The 18,437-nt window shown below is 71.4% G+C and carries 18 protein-coding genes; 15 read left to right on the forward strand and 3 right to left on the reverse strand.

Features of this window, described 5'->3' with window-relative positions; genetic code table 11:
* Position 1: 1 nt before the first annotated feature.
* The 9 genes from CFK41_RS03585 to CFK41_RS03625 all read left to right on the forward strand — a co-directional run bounded on the left by CFK41_RS03585 (position 2) and on the right by CFK41_RS03625 (position 8,844).
* Positions 2-946, forward strand: a complete 945-nt coding sequence (locus CFK41_RS03585; RefSeq protein WP_096798440.1) for an NUDIX hydrolase — start codon at positions 2-4, stop codon at positions 944-946.
* A gap of 112 nt (positions 947-1,058) precedes the next feature.
* A complete protein-coding gene (locus tag CFK41_RS03590) occupies positions 1,059-1,679 on the forward strand; it encodes a DUF4190 domain-containing protein (RefSeq protein WP_151904663.1) in 621 nt (206 codons plus the stop codon).
* A gap of 239 nt (positions 1,680-1,918) precedes the next feature.
* Positions 1,919-3,052 carry a phosphate ABC transporter substrate-binding protein PstS gene (gene pstS / locus CFK41_RS03595; RefSeq protein WP_096798441.1) on the forward strand — a complete coding sequence of 378 codons (1,134 nt, stop codon included), beginning with the start codon at positions 1,919-1,921 and terminating at the stop codon, positions 3,050-3,052.
* A 110-nt stretch (positions 3,053-3,162) separates the two neighbouring features.
* On the forward strand, positions 3,163-4,125 hold the full coding sequence (pstC, locus tag CFK41_RS03600; protein WP_096798442.1) for a phosphate ABC transporter permease subunit PstC: 963 nt from the start codon (positions 3,163-3,165) through the stop codon (positions 4,123-4,125).
* A 9-nt stretch (positions 4,126-4,134) separates the two neighbouring features.
* Positions 4,135-5,301 (forward strand): phosphate ABC transporter permease PstA, encoded by a 1,167-nt coding sequence (pstA, locus tag CFK41_RS03605; RefSeq protein ID WP_096798443.1) that lies wholly within the window; start codon positions 4,135-4,137, stop codon positions 5,299-5,301.
* A gap of 28 nt (positions 5,302-5,329) precedes the next feature.
* Positions 5,330-6,115, forward strand: a complete 786-nt coding sequence (gene pstB / locus CFK41_RS03610; RefSeq protein ID WP_096798444.1) for a phosphate ABC transporter ATP-binding protein PstB — start codon at positions 5,330-5,332, stop codon at positions 6,113-6,115.
* A 216-nt stretch (positions 6,116-6,331) separates the two neighbouring features.
* Entirely contained in the window at positions 6,332-7,135 is an 804-nt protein-coding gene (locus tag CFK41_RS03615) for an ABC transporter ATP-binding protein (protein ID WP_096798445.1), read from the forward strand.
* The gene (locus CFK41_RS03620; protein ID WP_096798446.1) at positions 7,132-8,487 is read left to right on the forward strand and encodes an FtsX-like permease family protein; all 1,356 of its coding nucleotides are present in this window, start codon (positions 7,132-7,134) and stop codon (positions 8,485-8,487) included. Before CFK41_RS03615 ends, CFK41_RS03620 begins: the two co-directional genes overlap by 4 nt.
* Before the next feature lie 30 nt (positions 8,488-8,517).
* Positions 8,518-8,844: a rhodanese-like domain-containing protein gene (locus CFK41_RS03625; RefSeq protein WP_096798447.1), complete on the forward strand. Its 327-nt coding sequence runs from the start codon at positions 8,518-8,520 to the stop codon at positions 8,842-8,844.
* A 48-nt stretch (positions 8,845-8,892) separates the two neighbouring features.
* Here CFK41_RS03625 and CFK41_RS03630 read toward each other — a convergent pair whose 3' ends face one another.
* On the reverse strand, positions 8,893-9,654 hold the full coding sequence (locus CFK41_RS03630) for a CPBP family intramembrane glutamic endopeptidase (RefSeq protein ID WP_096798448.1): 762 nt from the start codon (positions 9,652-9,654) through the stop codon (positions 8,893-8,895).
* Positions 9,655-9,709: 55 nt separating this feature from the next.
* Between CFK41_RS03630 and CFK41_RS03635 the strand changes: the two genes are divergently transcribed.
* The gene (locus CFK41_RS03635) at positions 9,710-10,435 is read left to right on the forward strand and encodes an SDR family oxidoreductase (protein WP_096798449.1); all 726 of its coding nucleotides are present in this window, start codon (positions 9,710-9,712) and stop codon (positions 10,433-10,435) included.
* Between the two features lie 45 nt (positions 10,436-10,480).
* Here the strand turns inward: CFK41_RS03635 and purB are convergent, their stop codons facing one another.
* Together purB and CFK41_RS03645 are read right to left on the reverse strand one after the other, a co-directional pair.
* Positions 10,481-11,896 (reverse strand): adenylosuccinate lyase, encoded by a 1,416-nt coding sequence (gene purB, locus CFK41_RS03640; protein ID WP_096800921.1) that lies wholly within the window; start codon positions 11,894-11,896, stop codon positions 10,481-10,483.
* Positions 11,897-11,981: 85 nt separating this feature from the next.
* Positions 11,982-12,395, reverse strand: coding sequence for a phage holin family protein (locus CFK41_RS03645; protein ID WP_096798450.1), 414 nt, complete (start codon positions 12,393-12,395; stop codon positions 11,982-11,984).
* Between the two features lie 124 nt (positions 12,396-12,519).
* On the opposite strand from CFK41_RS03645, the gene CFK41_RS03650 reads away from it, so the two are divergent.
* The 5 genes from CFK41_RS03650 (at position 12,520) to CFK41_RS03670 (ending at position 18,424) form a co-directional block, all read left to right on the forward strand.
* Entirely contained in the window at positions 12,520-13,413 is an 894-nt protein-coding gene (locus CFK41_RS03650) for an alpha/beta fold hydrolase (RefSeq protein ID WP_169928782.1), read from the forward strand.
* A gap of 44 nt (positions 13,414-13,457) precedes the next feature.
* On the forward strand, positions 13,458-14,549 hold the full coding sequence (locus CFK41_RS03655; RefSeq protein WP_096798452.1) for a histidinol-phosphate transaminase: 1,092 nt from the start codon (positions 13,458-13,460) through the stop codon (positions 14,547-14,549).
* A 235-nt stretch (positions 14,550-14,784) separates the two neighbouring features.
* Positions 14,785-16,113 (forward strand): MFS transporter, encoded by a 1,329-nt coding sequence (locus tag CFK41_RS03660; RefSeq protein WP_096798453.1) that lies wholly within the window; start codon positions 14,785-14,787, stop codon positions 16,111-16,113.
* Positions 16,114-16,177: 64 nt separating this feature from the next.
* Positions 16,178-17,470: a Gfo/Idh/MocA family protein gene (locus CFK41_RS03665; protein ID WP_096798454.1), complete on the forward strand. Its 1,293-nt coding sequence runs from the start codon at positions 16,178-16,180 to the stop codon at positions 17,468-17,470.
* A 72-nt stretch (positions 17,471-17,542) separates the two neighbouring features.
* Positions 17,543-18,424 carry a DUF6882 domain-containing protein gene (locus CFK41_RS03670; RefSeq protein WP_096798455.1) on the forward strand — a complete coding sequence of 294 codons (882 nt, stop codon included), beginning with the start codon at positions 17,543-17,545 and terminating at the stop codon, positions 18,422-18,424.
* The last annotated feature ends 13 nt before the right edge of the window (positions 18,425-18,437 follow it).

Genomic DNA, 18,437 nt, shown 5'->3' on the forward strand with positions numbered 1-18,437 from the left:
GGTGCGCGTCGCTCCCGGCTCCCCGCGTCCCGTCCTCGCCGCCGGCGCCCTCACCTGGCGTGTGAAGCACGACCGGGTGGAGGTGCTGCTGGTCCATCGGCCGCGCTACGACGACTGGTCCATCCCCAAGGGGAAGCTCGACAAGGGGGAGACCTTCCCCGCCGCCGCGGTGCGCGAGGTCGCCGAGGAGACCGGCTATCGGGTGCGCCTGCAGCGCCCCCTCCCGGCCGCCACGTACCTGATGCGGGACGGCCGCTCGAAGATCGTGCAGTACTGGGTGGCGACCGTGCGCGCGAAGATCGCCCCCGGCCCGAAGGATCGCGGCGAGGTCGACGAGACCCGCTGGGTCCCGCTGGACGAGGCGATCGATCTGGTGACCCGCCAGAGCGACGAGGCCCCGATCGCGGCCCTGCAGCGCCACCTCGAGGCCGACGAGCTCGAGACCGCGCCGATCATCATCCAGCGCCACGGCGCCGCCCTGTCGCGGGCGAAGTGGCGCAAGGCCGAGGAGGCCCGGCCCCTGAACGGCAAGGGGAAGAAGCAGGCCCGGGCGCTGCCCCCGCTGCTGGACGCCTTCGACCCGGCCAGCGTTCTCAGCAGCCCTTGGGAGCGGTGCCGGTCCACGATCGGGCCGCTCGCGACCGTCGAGGGGCTGAAGATCCGCACGAAGGACGAGCTGACCGAGGCCGGTCACGCCGCGCATCCGGCACGGACCGCCGCGGTCATCGACCGAGTGCTCGCCCAGGCGCGGCCCACGGTGGTGTGCACCCACAGGCCGGTGCTGCCCACGGTGATCGAGTCGGTGCGGGCGGTGTGCGATCCCGGGGTCGCCCTCGAGCTGCCGCGCGAGGACCCGTACCTCGCAGCCGGTGAGGCGCTGCTGCTGCACACCACGAGCGCGGGCAGGGTGGTCGCGATCGAACGGCACCTGCCGAACATCGACTGACAGCACATCGACAGGCGGCGCGTCGACAGACAGCACGGCGACAGAGAGCACCGCGACGGACGGGCCGGCCGGATCCTGCCTCGGGGGTGAGAGCAGGGATGAGGAGGACGACATGACCGCAGGACAGGACCGAGACCTGCCGGACTTCATGGGAGGGAGCGACTTCTCCGCGTCGAGCGGCGGAGGCGTCGAGGACCCGTACGCCCCGTCGGCCGCGACCTCCGACCCCTACGTCTCGGCGGCCTCCGATCCCTACGCCTCCCCGGCCTCCGACCCCTACGCCGTCGACCAGGTGCAGGATCAGCCATGGGCCGAGGACCCGTACGCGGGGACGTCGCCGGCCGGCGGGACGTACGGCGCCGTGGGGCCGTACGGGGCCGACGCCCAGGGGTACGGCCCGTGGCCGCACGGCCCCGGCGCGCAGGCGCCCTGCGGACCACCCGTCCAGGGCGGCTTCGGGCCCCCGCCGGAGTCCTCGAACGCCGCCATCGCCGGACTCGTGCTGGGAATCCTGGCCCTGTCGATGTGCAGCGGCCTCACCTCCCCGTTCGGGATCTTCTTCGCCCTGAAGGGGATGCGGGAGACGGATCCCACGGCGATGGCGCCGAAGGGTGGCCGGGGCCTCGCCGTCGCGGGCCTCGTGTGCTCGCTGGTGGGGATCCTCCCGCTGCTCCTGCTCCTCTTCTACGTGGTGGTGATGGGCCTCGGCATCGCCCTGGAGCTCTCCTCCTGACAGGCATCGAGGTCACCTCGCCCACGGTGGCCCCGATCACGGGGCGAGGCTGTGGCCCCGCACTCTGTGACCTGTTCGTATCCTGCGTATGACCTGGGGTTTCACCACGCCCTGAGACGTGTTCACCTGCTGTTCATGCGAGTGCGGGCGCGCCGTCATCTGCTCTCCTTAGCGTCCGCACTGCCACACCTTCTCGATGGACAGCATCCAGGGCCCACGCGCCCCCGAAAGGACTCGCAGTGAACGTTCGCAAGAACAAGCTCGTCTCGCTCGTCGCGCTCGGCCTCACCGCCGGCCTCGCCCTGACCGCGTGCGGCGGAGGCGCCGAGGAGAACGGCGCCTCGGACAACGGCGGCGCTGCCGCCGGCGGTGGCTACGCAGAGCTCACCGGCAACCTCGCCGGTGCCGGCGCGTCCTCGATGGGCAACGCCCAGACCGCATGGACCGAGTCCTTCATGGGCCTCGCCGGCGCCGAGGGCTCCGATCTCCAGGTCACCTACGACCCCACCGGCTCCGGCACGGGCCGCGAGCAGTTCCTCTCCGGTCAGGTGAAGTTCGCCGGCACCGATGCCGCCCTGAAGGACGAGGAGCTCAAGGCCTCCGCCGACGTCTGCAACGGCGAGCAGGCCTTCGACCTGCCCGTCTACATCTCCCCGATCGCGGTCGTCTTCAAGCTCGAGGGCGTCGACAAGCTCAACCTCTCGCCCGAGGTCATCGGCGGGATCTTCTCCGAGGACATCAAGACCTGGAACGATCCGAAGATCGCCGAGCTCAACCCCGATGTCGATCTGCCCGACACGGCCATCGTCCCGGTCCACCGCTCGGACGACTCCGGCACCACCGAGAACTTCACCGAGTACCTCTCGGCCAACGCGCCCGACGCCTGGAGCCACGGCCCGGTCGAGACCTGGCCGATCGACGGCGGCCAGTCCGGTGACGGCACCTCCGGCATGATCTCCGCCGTCGAGGGCGGCGAGGGCACCATCGGCTACGCCGACGCCTCGCAGGCCGGCAACCTCGGCACCGCCTCCATCGAGGTGGGCGAGGAGTTCGTCGACTACAGCGCCGAGGCCGCGGCCAAGGCCGTCGACGTCTCCCCGCGAGTGGAGGGCCGCGAGGACAACGACATCGTCATGGAGCTCGATCGCACCACCACCGAGGCCGGTGTGTACCCGATCGTCCTGGTCTCCTACCTCGCCCTGTGCGGTTCCTACGAGGACGCCGCGACCGGCAACGCGGTCAAGGCCTACGCCTCCTACATCATCTCCGAGGACGGCCAGAAGGTCGCCGCCGAGAGCGCCGGCTCCGCGCCGATCTCCGAGGATCTCCGCAAGGACGCCCAGGCATCGATCGACGGCATCACCGTCGGCTGATCCTGCCCCGCACGACGGCGTGCCGCCGGGCCCATCGTGGCTCGGCGGCTTCGCCGTGAACGGGCGTCATGCCACCCACCTCAGCACCGTGAGCTCGGAGGAAGGTCCCCATGAGCACAACTGACATCGAGCAGGAGTCCGCACCGACTCCGCCGCCCTCCATGTCGTCCAGCCGCCGACGCATCGGCGACTCGGTCTTCTCGTCCCTGAGCGTCGGCTCGGGCCTGCTGATCTTCCTCACCCTCGCCGCTGTGGCGATCTTCCTGACCACGGAGTCCATGCCGGCGGTCATCGCGAGCCAGGAGTTCTCCGGCACCGCCGACTTCTCCCTGGTGAAGTACGCGCTGCCGCTCGTGTTCGGCACCGTGCTCGCCTCCGGGATCGCCCTGCTGATCGCGATCCCGATCTCCATCGGGATCGCCCTGTTCATCTCCCACTTCGCACCGCGCCGACTGGCCTCGGGCCTGGGCTACATGATCGACCTGCTGGCCGCGGTGCCCTCGGTCGTCTACGGCCTGTGGGGCGGGATCTGGCTGGTCCCCAAGCTCGAGCCGCTCTACTTCTTCCTGAACACCTACTTCGGGTGGATCCCGCTGTTCGCCGGCGAGCCGCACGCCCCGATGCGCAACCTCGCCTCCGCCTCCGTGGTGCTCGCCGTGATGGTCCTGCCGATCATCACGGCCGTCACCCGCGAGGTGTTCCTGCAGACCCCGCGCCTGCAGGAGGAGGCCGCGCTCGCCCTCGGCGCCACGCGCTGGGAGACGATCCGGACCGTCGTGCTGCCGTTCGGGCGCGGCGGCATCGTCGCCGCGTCGATGCTCGGGCTCGGCCGCGCGCTCGGCGAGACCATGGCGGTGCTGATGATCCTCGCGCCCGGCGCCACCTTCTCCCTCCGCATCCTCGAGGTGGGGCAGCACAACTCGATCGCCGCCAACATCGCCTCGAAGTCCGCGGAGGCCTCCGGCGTCGACATGTCCCTGCTGGTCTTCACCGGCCTGGTGCTGTTCGTGCTGACGTTCATCATCAACGCCATCGCCCGGTGGATCGTCGCCCGCAGCGGCCCCAAGAGCTGAGAGGTCCCCATGAGCTCCATGACGTCCGCGCCCACCGAGGCCTCGGTGCATCGTCCTCACGACGAGCGCCGACTGCCCTGGTACCACCTGATCTTCACCGGTCTGACCGGCCTGCTGGTCGCCATCGCCGGCCTGGCCATCGTCGACGCCCTCTCGATCGCCAGCGCGATCGTGGTCGGCTTCCTGCTGCACCTGCTGTTCGGCTGGGTGTACTCGCTGGTGCGCGAGGGCCCCCGCTGGGCCATGGACCGCCTGGTGACCCTGCTGGTCATCGGCGCCTTCGCCGTGGCGATGTTCCCGCTGCTCTCCCTGCTGTGGGAGGTCATCCGACGGGGCCTGACCCGCGTGCTCGCCGCGAAGCCGTCCGTGCTCTCGTTCTGGACCTCGGACATGTCCGGCATCATCGGCGGCGCCGATGCGGGCGGCGTCCTCCACGCGACCGTGGGCACGCTGCTGATCACGCTGTGGGCCTCGATCATCTCCATCCCGATCGGTCTGTTCACCGCGATCTTCCTCGTGGAGTACGCGGATCAGGGGTGGAAGAAGACCCTCGGCACCGGCGTGACCTTCCTGGTCGACGTCATGACCGGCATCCCCTCCATCGTGGCGGGCCTGTTCGGCCTGGCCGTGTTCATCACCCTCATGCCGGACGCCAGCGTGCGCATGGGCATCATGGGCGCCGTCGCGCTGTCCCTGCTGATGATCCCCACCGTGGTGCGCAACAGCGAGGAGATGCTCCGGCTGGTCCCGATGGACCTGCGCGAGGCCTCCTATGCGCTGGGCGTGCCCAAGTGGCTCACCATCGTCAAGGTGGTGCTGCGCACCGCGATCGCGGGTCTGACCACCGGCATCACCCTCGCGATCGCCCGCGTGATCGGCGAGACCGCCCCGCTGCTGCTCACGGTCGGCATGGTGACCTCGATGAACTGGAACATGTTCGACGGGCGCATGGCGACCCTGCCCACGTTCATCAACCAGCAGTACCGTGCCGGCAGCGCCAACTGCATGAGCGACTCGGTCACCAACCCGATCACCCATGAGGTGTACGCCTGCTCGATCTCGACCAACATCGATCGCGCCTGGGCCGCAGCCTTCACCCTGATCGTCATCGTGATGGTGCTGAACATCGTCGCCCGACTGATCAGCCACTACTTCTCTCCCAAGCTCAGCCGCTGAGCCCTCGCCCCACCCGAAAGGACTCCAGATGGCAGCCCCTCAGCCCATCAACGTCGAGGATCTCGACATCTTCTACGGGGACTTCCTCGCCGTGGAGGGCGTGAACGTCCAGATCCGCCCGCGCTCGGTCACCGCGCTCATCGGCCCCTCCGGCTGCGGCAAGTCGACCTTCCTGCGCACCCTGAACCGCATGCACGAGGTCATCCCCGGCGCCTACGCCAAGGGCAAGGTCGAGATCAACGGCGAGGACATCTACGACTCCAAGGTGGACCCGGTCAACGTGCGCCGCCGCGTGGGCATGGTGTTCCAGAAGGCGAACCCCTTCCCGACCATGTCGATCCGGGACAACGTCCTGGCCGGCGTGAAGCTCAACAACCGGCGGATGTCCCGCTCAGCAGGGGACGAGCTGATGGAGAAGGCGCTCCGGGGGGCGAACCTCTGGAACGAGGTCAAGGACCGCCTGGACAAGCCCGGCATGGGCCTCTCCGGCGGCCAGCAGCAGCGCCTGTGCATCGCGCGGACCATCGCCGTGCAGCCCGAGGTGGTGCTGATGGACGAGCCGTGCTCGGCGCTCGATCCGATCTCGACCCTCGCCATCGAGGACCTGATCCACGAGCTCAAGCAGGAGTACACGATCGTGATCGTGACCCACAACATGCAGCAGGCGTCGCGCGTCTCGGACCGCACCGGCTTCTTCAACATCGCGGGCACCGGCAAGCCCGGTCACCTCATCGAGATCGACGACACCGACACGATCTTCACCAACCCGACGAACAAGCAGACCGAGGACTACATCTCGGGTCGTTTCGGCTGATCGACGTGCTGCGAGGCACGAGCGGCAGGAGATCAGCGGGACAGCACAGCTGATCGACGTGCCCATTCCGCACGCAGGGCGTGCGCTCCTCTCGGGGAGTGCACGCCCTGCGGCGTCGGTGGGGTGGCTCCCTCCACCCACGGTCTGACGCCGCAGGGTCAGGATCGATCCCCGGGCCGACGCGGCGGGCGGGGCGCGGGGACGACGCTGGATGCCATGAACACCGCACCCGTCTCCCACTCCGCTCCTGCCGGGCACCGTCCCGCCGATCCGGCACCGCAGCACGCCGCGCCCTCTGCGTCGCGGCACCCCGCTCCGGTCCTCTCCGCTCGCGGCCTGATCCAGACCTACGGCAGCGCGAGCGCAGCGACCCGCGCCCTGGACGGCGTGGACCTGGACATCGCCGCCGCCGATTCGCTCGCCGTGATGGGCCCGTCGGGCTGCGGCAAGACGACGCTGCTGCACATCCTCGCCGGCATCCTCACTCCCACCGCCGGCTCCGTGCAGCATGCCGGCATCGACCTCGCGTCCCTCGGGGACCGGCGTCGCACCCGCCTGCGTCGCAGCGACTTCGGCTTCGTCTTCCAGGACGGTCAGCTCCTTCCCGAGCTGACCGCACTGGAGAACGTGATCCTGCCGCGCATGCTCGGCGGCACCTCCCGACGCGCCGCGACCGCAGAGGCCGCCGGCTGGCTGGACCGTCTGGGCCTGTCGGGCATGCACGACCGTCGTCCCACCCAGCTCTCCGGCGGGCAGGCGCAGCGCGTCGCGATCGCCCGTGCGCTCGCCGGCAGGCCCTCGGTGGTCTTCGCCGATGAGCCCACCGGCGCCCTCGACCAGGACACCGGCAGCTCCGTGCTGCAGATCCTGGTCGACTCCTGCCTCGACACCGGCGCCAGCCTGGTGATGGTCACCCATGACGCGAAGGTCGCCGCCGCCTGCCGACGCACCGTCGCCATGCGCGACGGCCGCATCGCCCAGGAGTACGTGCGCCCCGAGGGCGCGGGGGCGACCCGATGAACGCCCTGCTCGCCTCCGCCCCGCTGCTGCTCCGGCGCCGAGGAGCCCTCGCCGACGTGCTCCCGGTGATCGCCTTCGCCGCGGCCACCACCATCACCGCGACCGTCCTCGGCGGCACCGCCGCCTTCGTCGGCCGGCTGCCGGCCTCGGGCCTGGAGATGCCCTCGGGCGAGGAGACGCTGATCCCCTTCCTCGTGATGTGTGCGATCACGGCCTCGGTCCTGCTGATCCCGAGCGCCATCGGGCTCGGCGGCTCCGCCGCACGGCTGTCCCTGGCGCGCCGGGAGAAGGATCTCGCCACGATCCGCCTGGTGGGCGGCACCGGCGGTCAGGTCGGCGCAGTGGCCGTGCTCGACGTCGCCGCCCAGGCGCTCCTGGGCGCGATCATCGGCAGCGTCCTGCATCTGGCGGTCGCCCCGCCGCTGACAGCGCTCGACTTCGGGATCGCTCCCTTCACCCTCGGGGAGCTGCTGCTCCCGTGGTGGGCGTACCCGCTGCTGGTGCTCGGGATGGTGCTCCTCGCCGCGGGGTCCGCGGCCGTGTCGCTCACCGGCGTGGTGCTCAGCCCCCTCGGCGTGGCCCGGGATTCGCGCGTGGTGCGGATGTCGGTGGTGCGCGTCGTGGTGTGGGTGGTCCTCATCGTGGGGCTGTTCGGATTCATGCAGGTCGGCGGGGCGCTGTTCGGCCAGTTCGCAGACGGCATGGTGACGATCGCGATCATGGTCGTCTTCGTCGGCGCGATCGTGGCCGGGGTCAACATCGTGGGTCCCTTCGTGGTCTGGGCGACGGCGCTTCTGGTCGCCCGCACCGCCCCGACCCCCTCTCTGCTGGTGGGGGCCCGACGCCTCGCCGCGGACCCCCGCGCCGGCTGGCGCGCCGTCTCCGGGATTACCTTCGCCCTGGTGATCGCCGGGTTCCTCACGGTGCTCTCGCTGATGACGCGCGGCAGCGGCAGCAGGCCGGAGGACGTCCTGATGGCGACCGCGCTGTCCACCGGCGGGCTGCTGACCCTCGGGATCGCCGCGGTGCTCGCGGCCGTCAGCACCGGGGTCACGCAGACCGCCCGGGTGATCGACCAGGCCCCGGTGCTGCGCGCCCAGCACATCGCCGGCGCCGAGGTGGGCCAGCTCCATCGCGCACGCATCGCGGAGATCTCCCTGCCCGTGCTGCTCAGCTCGATCCTCGCCACCCTCACGGCGCTGCTCGTCGTGGTGGCGGTGCTCGGCGCACCGAACCATCCGCTGGTCGCGGTGCAGTACCTGCTCAGCGTCCTCGCCTCCTACGCGCTGGTGATGGCCGCCGTGCTGGTCGCCTCGCCGCTGGTGCGCCGGTACGCGCTGCGTGGCGCCTGAGCCGACGCGGTGGGCAGTACGCTGGAGAGCATGGACATGGAGAACGTCGCCCCGACCGCGATCCCCGAGGGCGCGCACCTCATCGACGTGCGCGAGCAGAGCGAATGGGACGCGGGTCATGCCGCCCAGGCGCAGCATCTGCCGGCCAGCTCGCTGCTGGAGAACCTCGACCAGCTCCCCGAGGTGGACGAGCCGCTGTACATCGTGTGCCGCAGCGGCGGGCGCAGCTTCCAGGTCTCCCAGTGGCTGAACGGGAACGGCTTCGAGGCGATCAACGTCGCCGGCGGCATGGACCAGTGGTTCGAGGCCGGACTCCCGATCGTCTCCGACGGCGAGGGCGACGCCTTCATCCTCTGATCCGTCCGACCAGCTTCTCGGGGCCTGCGCCCCGGATGCCGGGCGGGCTCAGATCGAGATGACGTCCTTCAGCAGCGCGTAGCCCACGAACGCCACCACGTCGAGCAGGGTGTGCGCGATGATCAGCGGCATCGTGCGCCGGGTGCGCCGGTACCACTCTCCGAACACCAGCCCCATCACCAGGTTCGCGATCCCCGGACCCACCCCCTGATAGGTGTGGTACGCCCCGCGCAGCAGGGCGGAGGCGATGATGATCCGACGAGGTGACCAGCCCAGACGCTCGAGGCGCTGGAACAGGTACCCCACCACGATCACCTCCTCCAGCACGGCGTTCTTCACCGCGTGCAGCACCAGCACCGGGAGCGTCCACCAGTGGGTGTCCAGCGCCGCCGGGACCACCTCGACGGTCGCGCCCAGAGCGCGCCCCAGGTAGTAGATCGCGAGCCCAGGCACTCCGATGCCCGCGGCGATCAGCACCCCGTGCAGCAGGTCCCGCAGCGGCCGGCTGAGGTCGAGGCCCAGGTCCACCAGCGCCTGGTGCAGGGATCCGGCGGTGAGAGCGAGCAGCAGCAGGACCAGCGCGACCGGCATCAGCGTGAAGCCGATCGAGAGCAGCTGCTGGAGCAGGTCCAGCCACGGGTTCTCCTGCAGCGAGGAGTTCAGCGCGGTGGACTGCTCGGACAGCGGTCCGGCGGCGAGGGCCTGGATGAGGGCGATCGTCGAGTACACGGCGCTGCGGCCCAGCGACAGCGCGAGGACGATCAGCACCTCTGCGCGCACCAGGCGCCGGCTCGGGGTCAGGGTCTGCACCGCGTCATCGTCTCACCCGGCGGAGCGGCCCGGTCCTCGTGACAGACTCGAACCCATGACCCCGTCTCACATCGCCCCGCGCACCACTCGCCCCGTCGTCCTCATCACCGGTGCGAGCCGGGGGATCGGCCGGGCCGTCGCCGCGGACCTCGGCCCGGACCACCACCTCATCCTCGCCGGCCGGGACGAGCGGGCGCTGGACGCCCTCGCCGCCGAGCTGCCGTCGGCCGAGACCTTCGTCGCCGAGCTCACCGACCACGCCGCGACCGCCGCCGCGGTGGCGGCGCTGGATCTGGGGGAGGGGCTCTCCGGCGTGGTCCACTCCGCCGGCATCCTGGTCACCGGCTCCGTCGAGGAGCTCGACACCGCGGACTGGGAGCGCAACTTCGCCGTCAACGTCACCGCCGTCTCCGAGCTGACGCGGGTGCTGCTGCCCGCGCTGCGCGCCGCCCGCGGCACGGTCGTGGCCGTGAACTCGGGGGCCGGATACAACTCCAAGGGGAAGCGCAGCGCGTACTCGGCCTCGAAGTTCGCCCTGCGCGCCTGGACCGACGCGCTGCGCCAGGAGGAGCTGCCGCACGGGGTCCGCGTCAGCTCGGTGCACCCGGGTCGGGTGGACACGGACATGCAGCATGAGCTGCGCGCGGCGGAGAGCGGCGACTACGAGTCCGAGAAGTACCTGCGCCCCGAGACCGTCGCGGCGGCGATCAGCTACGTCCTGCGGGCCCCGGAGGAGGCGGTCATCGCGACGATCGACATCCGCCCCCGCGCGATCGGCTGAGACAGGGCGACGGGGCCCCGATGCGGGGTCCCGTCGCGGGCGTGATCAGGCCTGCGCGTCGTCCAGGTGCGAGACGAGCTGCGCGGCGTAGCCGACGTAGGTGTCGGGGCCGAGGGCCAGCAGACGCTCCTGCTCCGCCTCGGGCAGGCCCAGGCTGCGCACGAACTCGCGCATCCCCTCGCCGTCCACGCGGTGACCGCGGGTGAGGTCCTTGAGCCGCTCGTAGGGGTTGTCCAGGCCCGGCACGCCCTGCACGCCGAGGGTGCGCATGACCGACTGCACCGCCTCACCGAGCACCTCCCAGTTGCCGTCGAGGTCCGCGGCCATCGCGTCGGCGTCCACATCCAGGCCCGCGAGGCCCTTGCGGAGGTTCGCGATCGCGAGCAGCGAGTGGCCGAACGCGGGGCCGATGTTGCGCTGGGTGGTGGAGTCGGTGAGGTCGCGCTGCAGGCGCGAGGTGACCAGGGTCTGGGACAGCGAGTCCAGCAGAGCGCCGGAGATCTCGAGGTTCGCCTCGGCGTTCTCGAAGCGGATGGGGTTGACCTTGTGGGGCATGGTCGAGGAGCCGGTGCCGCCCTGGGCGGAGAGCCGCTGGCGGAAGTAGCCCATCGAGATGTAGGTCCACACGTCGGTGGCGAGGTTGTGCAGGATCCGCCCGGCGCGGGCGACGTCCGCGTAGACCTCGGCCTGCCAGTCATGGGACTCGATCTGGGTGGTCAGCGGGTTCCAGCTCAGGCCCAGGTGCTCCACGAAGGTGCGCGAGACCTCCTGCCAGTCGGCCGACGGAACGGATACCGCGTGGGCGGCGTAGGTGCCGGTCGCGCCGTTGATCTTGCCGAGGTACTCGTCGGCGAGGATCCGCTTCTCCTGGCGGCGGAGGCGGTGGGCGAACACCGCGATCTCCTTGCCGAGGGTGGTGGGGGTGGCGGGCTGGCCGTGGGTGCGCGAGAGCATCGGCACCTCGGCGGCGTCGCGGGCCAGGGCGGAGAGATCCTCGATCACCTCGCGCAGGGCGGGCAGCCACACCTTCTGGACCGCGCCCTGGACCATCAGGGCGTAGGAGAGGTTGTTGACGTCCTCGCTGGTGCAGTAGATGTGCACGACCTCGGCCAGGGGCTCGAGGGAGGTGCCGGCCAGGCGGCGCTTGATGTAGTACTCGATCGCCTTGACGTCGTGGACGGTCTCGCGCTCGATCTCGGCGTGCTCGGCGATGCCCTCGGCGCCGAAGTCCTCGGGGATGGCGCGCAGCAGGGCGCGCTCGTCCTCGGTGAGGGTGCGCAGGCCGGGGATGACCTCGCCGTCGAGCAGGTGGATCATCCACTCGGTCTCCACCACGAGGCGGGAGCGGTTCAGGGCCGCCTCGGAGAGGTGGTCCACCAGCGGCGCGGTCTGTGCGCGGTAGCGGCCGTCGAGCGGGGTCAGGGCGATCTGCGGGGTGATGTCCGCGAAGGAGTGAGCCATGAGGGCCATTCTCCCAGACCCGGAGGGGTCCGCGTCGGAGCGTTCCCCGACGCGGACCGTCCACGGGGACGGGCCCTGGTCGGGATCAGTCCCGTGCGGCGCGGGAGCGGTCCCCGCGGGACTCGCCGAGCCCGGTGACGGCCTCGACGATCGCGGAGAGGATGCCGATGATGATGCCGGCGCCCAGCGCCCACCAGAAGCTGTCGAACTGGAGGGTGAGCCCCGCCAGTCCCGAGACCCAGCTCGCGAGCAGCAGCATCAGCGTGTTGATGACCAGCTGGAACAGGCCGAGCGTGAGGCAGGTGAGGGGGAGCGCGAAGAACTCCAGGATCGGCTTCACGATCGTGTTGATCAGCGCCAGGATCAGGGCGATCGCTCCGATGGTGAGCACCTGCGTGAGCAGGCTCGCGCTGTTCTCGCCCAGGTGCATCCCGGGCAGGATCAGCGCGGTGATCCACAGGGCGAGGCCGGTGACGATGACGTGTCCGAGGAATCGCATGACGTCATTCTTCCCGGCGGAGCTGAACGCCGCATCGGGGTTATCCCCACTCCTCGTCCCGGGGCGGACGGATGACGGATGGTCGGCTGTTGTCCCCGGCGGGTCGCGCTGGCACGATCGGCGGATGGAGGCCGACGCTGCAGATCCTTGCGCCCCGCACCCGCCGACGCGCGAGACGGGGCAGGTGCGCTCCCTGACGGTGCGAGCGGCCGACGGTCGATCCCTGCACGCGCTCACCCAGGGCGAGGGTGATCATCTGGTCGTGCTCGAAGCAGGCCTCGGAGCGGGCGGGGCCTCCTGGGCGGGGGTGCTCGACCTGCTGGGACCGGAGGTGCGAGCGGTCGCCTATGACCGTGCCGGCTATGGCGGCAGCGACCGGGTCCGCGGGCCCCGCGATCTCGCCGCCCTCTCCGCGGATCTTCTCGCGGTGGTCGATGCCGTCCCCGATGATCGACTCGTGCTGGTGGGGCACAGCTGGGGCGGACCGATCGTGCGCCATGCCGCGCAGCAGCTCGCCGACCGCGGCCGGGAGGTGCGTGGCGTCCTCCTCGTGGATCCGGCCGAGGAGCTCGCGGACCTGTACTTCACCCCGCTCGCGCGCGGGATGAACCGGGCCCAGGGCGTGGCCCTCCCCGTCCTCGCCCGCCTCGGCCTTCTCGCGCCGCTGCAGCGCGCAGCCGTCTCCGGACTGCCCGAGGCGCTCCGGGCCGAGGCGGCCGCCTCCGTCTCGACGCTCGGGGCCGCGTTCGCGGTCGCCGAGGAGTCGCGGCACATGACCCGGGGACTCCAGTCCCTGCGCCTGGATCCGCCGCCTCCGCTCCCCGGCGCGGTCAGCGTGATCTCGGGCCGACGACCGGAGGGCCTCGGACGGCGGATGCGGGACGAGCTCACCGCGGCCCATCGGGCGCGGGCCGACCGCGAGCTGGGCCGGTTCCTGCCGGCCGAGCAGTCCGGGCATGTGGTCGGTGCGTCCCAGCCCGAGCTGATCGCCGGTGAGATCGAGCGTCTCCTGCGCTGAACGCGGCCCTCCCCGCACGGGTCGCCGGACTTACCCTGGGGACCATGTCGACTGAGCCCGCCGAGAACGTCCGCCTGCGCCCCGCCCTGGAGGACCTTCCGGTCTACGTGCCGGGCCGGCCCTCCGCCGACGACGGCGTCCCTCGCTTCAAGATCTCCTCCAACGAGTCGTCCTTCCCGCCCGTGCCCGCCGTGCGCGAGGCCGTGATCGACTCGCTCGACGCGATGTACCTCTACCCCGATGCGGCCGGCCTCGAGCTGCGTGCCGCGCTCGGGGAGATCCACGGTGTGGAGCCCACCCAGATCGCGCTGTCCAACGGCTCGGTGTCCGTCACCGCGGATCTGGTGCGGGCCCTGGTGGGAGAGGGCGATGAGGTGGTCTTCGCCTGGCGCTCCTTCGAGGCGTACCCGCTGCTGGTGGGCGGCCACGGCGGCACCTCGGTGCAGGTGCCGCTCGCCGCGTCCGGCGAGCACGACCTCGAGGCGATGGCCGCGGCGATCACCGACCGCACCCGGCTGGTGCTGCTGTGCACCCCGAACAACCCCACCGGCCCCTCGCTGTCCACCGAGCAGGTCGAGAGCTTCCTCGTCCAGGTGCCCGACCATGTCGTGGTCGCGATCGACGAGGCCTACCGGGAGTTCCACGACCCGGCCACGGTGCTGGGCACCGCCGGGATCTTCCGCCGCCACGGCAACGTGGTGCTGCTGCGCACCTTCTCGAAGCTGCAGGGACTGGCCGGTCTGCGCCTCGGCTACGCGGTCGCCCATCCCCGGCTGGCCACGGCGCTGGGCCAGGTCGCGGTTCCTTTCGCCGCCAGCAGCCCCGCACAGGCGGCGGCGCTGGCGAGCCTCCGACCCGAGGTGAGGGCGGAGCTCGATCGGCGTGCCGAGTGGGTGCGCTCCGAGCGCTCCCGCGTGCAGCGCGCGCTCGGCGAGCAGGGCTGGGAGCTGCCGTCGAGCCAGGGCAACTTCGTGTACTTCCCGGTGGGGGAGGACAGTCCGGAGTTCGCCGCCTTCTGCGACGCCCGCGGTCTGGTGCTGCGCGCCTACGGCGTCGAGGGCGTGCGCGCCACGATCGCCGAGCAGGAGGCGAACGATCTGCTGATCGAGATCGCCGGGGCCTGGCGCAGGCGCTGAGGCCGAGCCGGCGCGGGGCGCGGCGCGGCGCGGCGCCGGTCCGCTGCCGCGGCGCGGGGGAGCGACCGGTCGCCGGGGGAGATCCCCGGGCCGCACGGCACGAGGCGGACAGCATTACCGTCCGAGCACCTCTCACGGATACCCTCGATGGTGGTCGGGCCCCTGCCGAGGTGGGTGAGGGCGCCCGCGGCGTCCGAACCGACTGACACCGCCCGCCCGACCTCGAAGGACCGCCATGAGCACCCCCGCCGCGCCCGCCCCCGCACTCGGCGGAGCCCGAGCGAACGTGGTGTGGATCGCCGCGGTCACCGCGTACTCGATCGCCGTCCTGCAGCGCACCACCATGGGGGTCGCCGGGCTCGAGGCCACCGAGCGCTTCGGGGCCTCCGCCACGATCGTCTCCACCTTCGTGGTGCTGCAGCTGGCGGTCTACGCGATCTGCCAGATCCCCGCCGGCGTGCTGCTGGACCGCTACGGCTCCCGGGCCACCCTGGTGGCCGGCGCGCTGCTCATGGGTGCCGGTCAGCTGCTGATGGCCGAGACGGACACGGTGGGCGTGGCGATGGGGGCCCGCATCGTCCTGGGCGCCGGGGACGCGCTGACCTTCTCCAGCGCCATCCGACTGGTCCCCGCCTGGTTCCCCGCCGCGAAGGTCCCGATCCTCACCCAGCTCACGGGGATCCTGGGACAGGTCGGGCAGATCGCCTCCGCAGTGCCCTTCGTGGCGGTGCTGACCGTGGCCGGATGGGGCACCGCCTTCTCCGCCGCGGCCTCCGTGAGCGCGGTCGCGGCGCTGCTGGCGCTGCTGGTGGTCCGGGCCACGCCGCCCGGCGTGCCGCGGCCCCGTGCGCGCCAGGACCTCGCGAGGATCCCGCTGGTGCTCTCCCGGATCATCCGCCATCCCTCCACGCAGCTGGGCTTCTTCACCCACTTCACCGCGGGGTTCACCGGCATCTCCTTCTCGATGATGTGGGGCTACCCGTATCTCACCGCGGGGGAGGGGCTCAGCCGCCCCGCGGCCTCCGCCGTGATGACCGTGCTGGTGGTGGTCGCCGTCGTCGGCGGACCGCTGATCGGCGCGCTCACCCAGCGCCATCCGCTGCGCCGCTCCACCCTGGTGCTGCTGATCGTGGGCGCGATCGGGGTCCCGCTGGTCGCGCTCGTGCTGTGGCCGGGGCCCGCCCCGATGTGGCTGCTGATCCTGCTGGTCTCGGGCTTCTCGATCGGCGGGCCCGCCAGCAGCGTCGGCTTCGACTTCCCGCGCACCGACCTGGCCCGGCACCGGCTGGGCACGGCGACCGGGATGGTGATCATGGGCGGCTTCATCGGCGGTCTGATCTCGATCCTGCTGATCGGCGTGGTGCTGGACCTCCTGCGGCCCGACGGGGACTACGACCTCCACGCGTTCCGCCTCGCCTTCGCGGTGCAGCTGCCGCTGCTCGCCGTCGGCGTGGTGGGGATGCTGGTCACGCGGCGCTCCCTGCGTCGCCGCATGGCCGCGCGGGGCCTCGAGGTGCCGCCGTGGCGCGATCTGTGGAGATCCGGCAGATGGCGGCGCCTGTAAGGGCTTGCCCAGGCCCCTGCGCTGGCGTAGCGTTCCTCCCGACACTTAATTTCAAGGAGGAAGTATGTCTTTCACGCTGGGGATCATCGGGATCGGCCAGTTCGGCTCCCACTTCGCCGAGCTGTTCGCCGCCCACCCCGAGATCGAGGCGCTCTACGCCGTCGACGCCGTCCCCGAGAGGATCGACGCGGTGGAGGCGCGCGGTGTCACCTTCGACAAGCGCTTCGACACCCTCGAGGACCTCCTCGCCTCCGACGTCGATGCGGTGGCGATCTTCACCCAGCGCTGGACCCACGGTCAGCACGCCCTGGCCGCGCTGCGCGCGGGCAAGCACGTCTACTCCGCGGTGCCGATGGCCATCGAGGAGGAGGAGATCCGTCAGATCACGGAGGAGGTGCAGCGCACGGGCCTGGTCTACATGATGGGCGAGACCAGCCAGTACAACGCCGCCGTGGTCCTGGCCCGACGGATCCACCGCTCCGGTGCCTTCGGCGAGGTGTTCTACGCCGAGGGCGACTACGTCCATGACATGGACCTGGGCTTCTACGACGCCTACAAGTACTCCGGCGGCGAGCAGTGGAAGTCCACCGCCTCCTACCCGCCTCTGCTCTACCCGACCCACTCCATCGGCGGCATCCTCGGCGTGATCGGCGAGCGCTACGCGACCTCGGTCTCCGCCCTCGGTCGCCCCGACACCCGCGGCGACGGCGTCTTCGACAAGGACGTCTCGATGTTCGGCAACGACGTCTCCAACGCCTTCGCCCTGTTCGGGATGGACAACGGCGGGGCCTTCCGCACCAACGAGCTGCGCCGCGTGGGCTACCCCAGCCACAAGCGCGAGTCCCGCTTCCGCTTCTTCGGCGAGGAGTCCAGCTTCGAGGAGACGGTCGACGTCACCTACTGGCACGACAAGAAGCGCGTGCTGGACGTGACCGAGCTGATCGCCACCGGCTCCACCATGAGCCTGGACGACCCGCGGCTGGCGGACGTCTCCCCGGCCCTGCGCGACGCCTTCGTCGCCGGCGCCGCCCAGGTGCACCATCAGGCCCGCCTGCCCAAGGAGTTCCAGGGCATGCCCAACGGGCACGAGGGGGCGCACCACTTCCTCGTGGACGACTTCGCGCGCGCCGTGGCGGACGGCCACCAGCCCTTGGTCAATGCCTGGCAGGCCGCCCGCTACACCCTGCCCGGCGTCATCGCCCACCAGTCGATGAACCAGGGCGGCGAGCGACTGGAGATCCACGACCTCGGCGAGAGCCCGCTGCCCGTGGTCGACCTCGACGCCGATCAGGAGCCGCTGGACCTCGAGGCGCTGTACGCCGAGCAGGAGGCGCGCACGGGCACTGCCGCGGAGTGAGCCTTCTGCCGACGGGCCGGGAGGGGAGAAGTCCCCCTTCCGGTCCGTCGGCCCGGCTCATAGGCTCGCGGCATGAACAGGCCGGACTTCCGCAGGACCGCACAGCACACCGCGCTCTTCGCCGTGGAGCGCCAGGTCGCGCTCGACGCCGCGCTCACCGAGGCGCTGGGCGAGTACCGCTGGGACCTCGACCTCGCCGCCCATGCGCTGACCTTCCGGTCCGAGGACCGTGCGCTGAGCGGGCGCGCCGACCTGCTGGCCTCCGTCGCCGCCCGCCCGGCGACCCTCCTGTGGGCCTGGTCCTCGCAGCTGGTCGACCTGGTCGGCCCGGACCCCCTCGCCGAGCGGCTGCGCGAGCACGGGACGGCCCACAGCCTGCCGGCGCTGACCGCCGAGGAGATCGACTACGACCTCCCCGAGGGACAGGATCAGCGCGAGGTCATCGCCGAGGTCGCGCACGAGGTGGGGCGCATCGGTCTGGAGGTGTTCGGTCCCGAGGCCCTCTATTACACCTTCCCCGCCGGCGGGGGCTCTCGGGGCTGCGTGCTGCTGCGGGACCTGCCCCTGGAGCTGCCGCCGGTGCGCCTCGAGTCGATCGCCACCGCGCTCGGCCGCTCCGCCGCGATGCTCGACGACATCGGATGGGCTTTCGACGGGCTCGCCCGCCTGCTGCCCGGTTGGCAGGCGCAGCCAGGGAGAGCGGCCGATGGAGCCTCCGTCGACGTGATCGCCGATGCACAGGGCCGACGGCTCTCCGCCACCTCCACCCTCGACGAGCACGGCCGGATCACCCGGCTCTCGGTCACCATCGAAGCAGGTGAGCCGCCGATGGAGGAGCGACCGGAGGCGGCCGGCGCGGCGGTCCCCGCGCAAGCACCGGTCGAGGACCAGGGGGTCGATCCCGCTCCGCGCCGAGGGCCCTTCGCCGGGATCCGACGGCTCTTCGGCGCCTGAGGCCCGGCGCCGC

The sequence above is a fragment of the Brachybacterium ginsengisoli genome (assembly GCF_002407065.1).
In the GTDB taxonomy this organism is placed as follows: domain Bacteria; phylum Actinomycetota; class Actinomycetes; order Actinomycetales; family Dermabacteraceae; genus Brachybacterium; species Brachybacterium ginsengisoli.